Origin of the sequence: Mesorhizobium sp. M7A.F.Ca.CA.004.04.2.1 (genome assembly GCF_004022825.1) — a bacterium.
Classification (GTDB): Bacteria; Pseudomonadota; Alphaproteobacteria; order Rhizobiales; family Rhizobiaceae; genus Mesorhizobium.
On the sequence record NZ_RZPH01001226.1, the window covers coordinates 1 to 1,572 of the forward strand.

Here is a 1,572-nt window from a genome sequence, read left to right on the forward strand (position 1 = left end):
CGGCAAGGGCGCGCACGCCGAAATTTTGGCGACCGCCTTGCCGCCGCCCTGGACCTATATCGCCACGGCGCAAGCCTATGATGACGAGATGCATGAACGCATCGCGTTGCACCGATCGCGGCGCGGCGAAGGCTGGACGACCATCGACGCACTGCTCGATCTCGCCGGTACGCTTGCCGCCTTGCCGGAGGATCGGCCGGTGCTTGTCGACTGCCTGACGCTGTGGCTGACCAACCACATGCTGGCCGAACACGATTTCGAGCTGGAATGCCGGCGATTGACGGAGGTGCTGTCGCGGCCGCGCGGGCCCTGGTTCGTGGTGTCCAATGAGGTCGGACAAGGCATCGTGCCGGACAATGCACTGGCGCGCCGGTTTCGCGATGCCGCCGGCCGGCTCAACCAGCAGGTCGCCGCCGTCGCCGATACGGTGCTGCTGATGGTGGCGGGGCTGCCGCTCAAGGTGAAATGACATGACCGACATCGACGATAAGGACGAAGAGCGCCATCGCGCCAAGATGGCCAAGCGCAAGGCTGTGCAGGATGCCGAGGTGGCGAGCAAGACGGTCGAGAAGGGATTGCTGATCGTCAACACCGGTCCCGGCAAGGGCAAGACCACGGCTGCCTTCGGCCTGGCGCTGCGGATGCTCGGCTACGGCAAGCGCGTCGGCGTTGTCCAGTTCATCAAGGGCAAGTGGCACACCGGCGAGAAGGACGCCTTCGCCGCCTTCGGCGACCGCGTCGTCTGGCACGCGATGGGCGAGGGGTTCACCTGGGAAACGCAGGACCTGAAGCGCGACATCGCCGCCGCCGAAGCCGCCTGGGCCAAGGTGCTCGAACTGATGGCCGATCCGTCGATCAGCCTGCTGGTGCTCGACGAACTGAACATTGCGCTGCGCTACGACTATCTCGATCTCGACAAAGTGGTTGCGGCGTTGAAGGCGCGGCGTGAGGGCCTGCATGTCGTGGTCACCGGCCGCAACGCCAAGCCGGCGCTGGTTGAGGCCGCCGACCTCGTCACCGAAATGGGCGTGACCAAGCACCATTTTTCCGCAGGCGTGAAAGCGCAGCAGGGGATCGAGTTCTGAGCGTTTCTTACCCTCCCCACAAGGGGAGGGTGAAGTAGATCACGCCACGATGACCATGACCGCGACCAACCCAAACAGCGCGATCAGCAGATAGTCGGCGACGCGATAGAGTTTCAGCGCTCGCCTTATGTCGACGCTGTCGGCCTCGCGCCGCCCACCTTCGCCCATGAAGACGTCGTCCACGAGCACGCCGCCGTAGCTGCGCGGCCCGGCGAGCGCCAGGCCGAGCGCACCGGCCATCGCCGCTTCCGGCCAGCCGGCATTGGGTGAGCGGTGTTTTTTCGCGTCGCGCCACACCGCATGCCAGGCATTTTTCGCATCAGCGCCTTTGACGAAGAACGCCGCCAGCACGATCAGCAGCGCCGTCAGCCGCGACGCCGGCAGATTGATCCAGTCGTCGAAGCGCGCCGCCGCCCAGCCGAAGGCCTCGTGGCGCGGGGTGCGGTGGCCGATCATCGAATCGGCGGTGTTGGCGGCCTTGTAGGCG

At 65.8% G+C, this 1,572-nt stretch carries 3 protein-coding genes; 2 read left to right on the plus strand and 1 reads right to left on the minus strand.

Going from position 1 to position 1,572, the window contains the following annotated elements; all coding sequences use genetic code 11:
- Positions 1-469 (plus strand): bifunctional adenosylcobinamide kinase/adenosylcobinamide-phosphate guanylyltransferase (gene cobU / locus EN893_RS33265; protein WP_128362148.1); only part of this gene is annotated, 469 nt, incomplete at its 5' end.
- Position 470: 1 nt separating this feature from the next.
- Complete coding sequence (cobO, locus tag EN893_RS33270; protein WP_109667906.1) at positions 471-1,085, plus strand: cob(I)yrinic acid a,c-diamide adenosyltransferase; 615 nt, start codon at positions 471-473, stop codon at positions 1,083-1,085.
- Positions 1,086-1,124: 39 nt separating this feature from the next.
- Here cobO and EN893_RS33275 read toward each other — a convergent pair.
- Positions 1,125-1,572: cobalamin biosynthesis protein (locus EN893_RS33275; protein ID WP_206640226.1), on the minus strand; the 448-nt coding region annotated here is incomplete at its 5' end.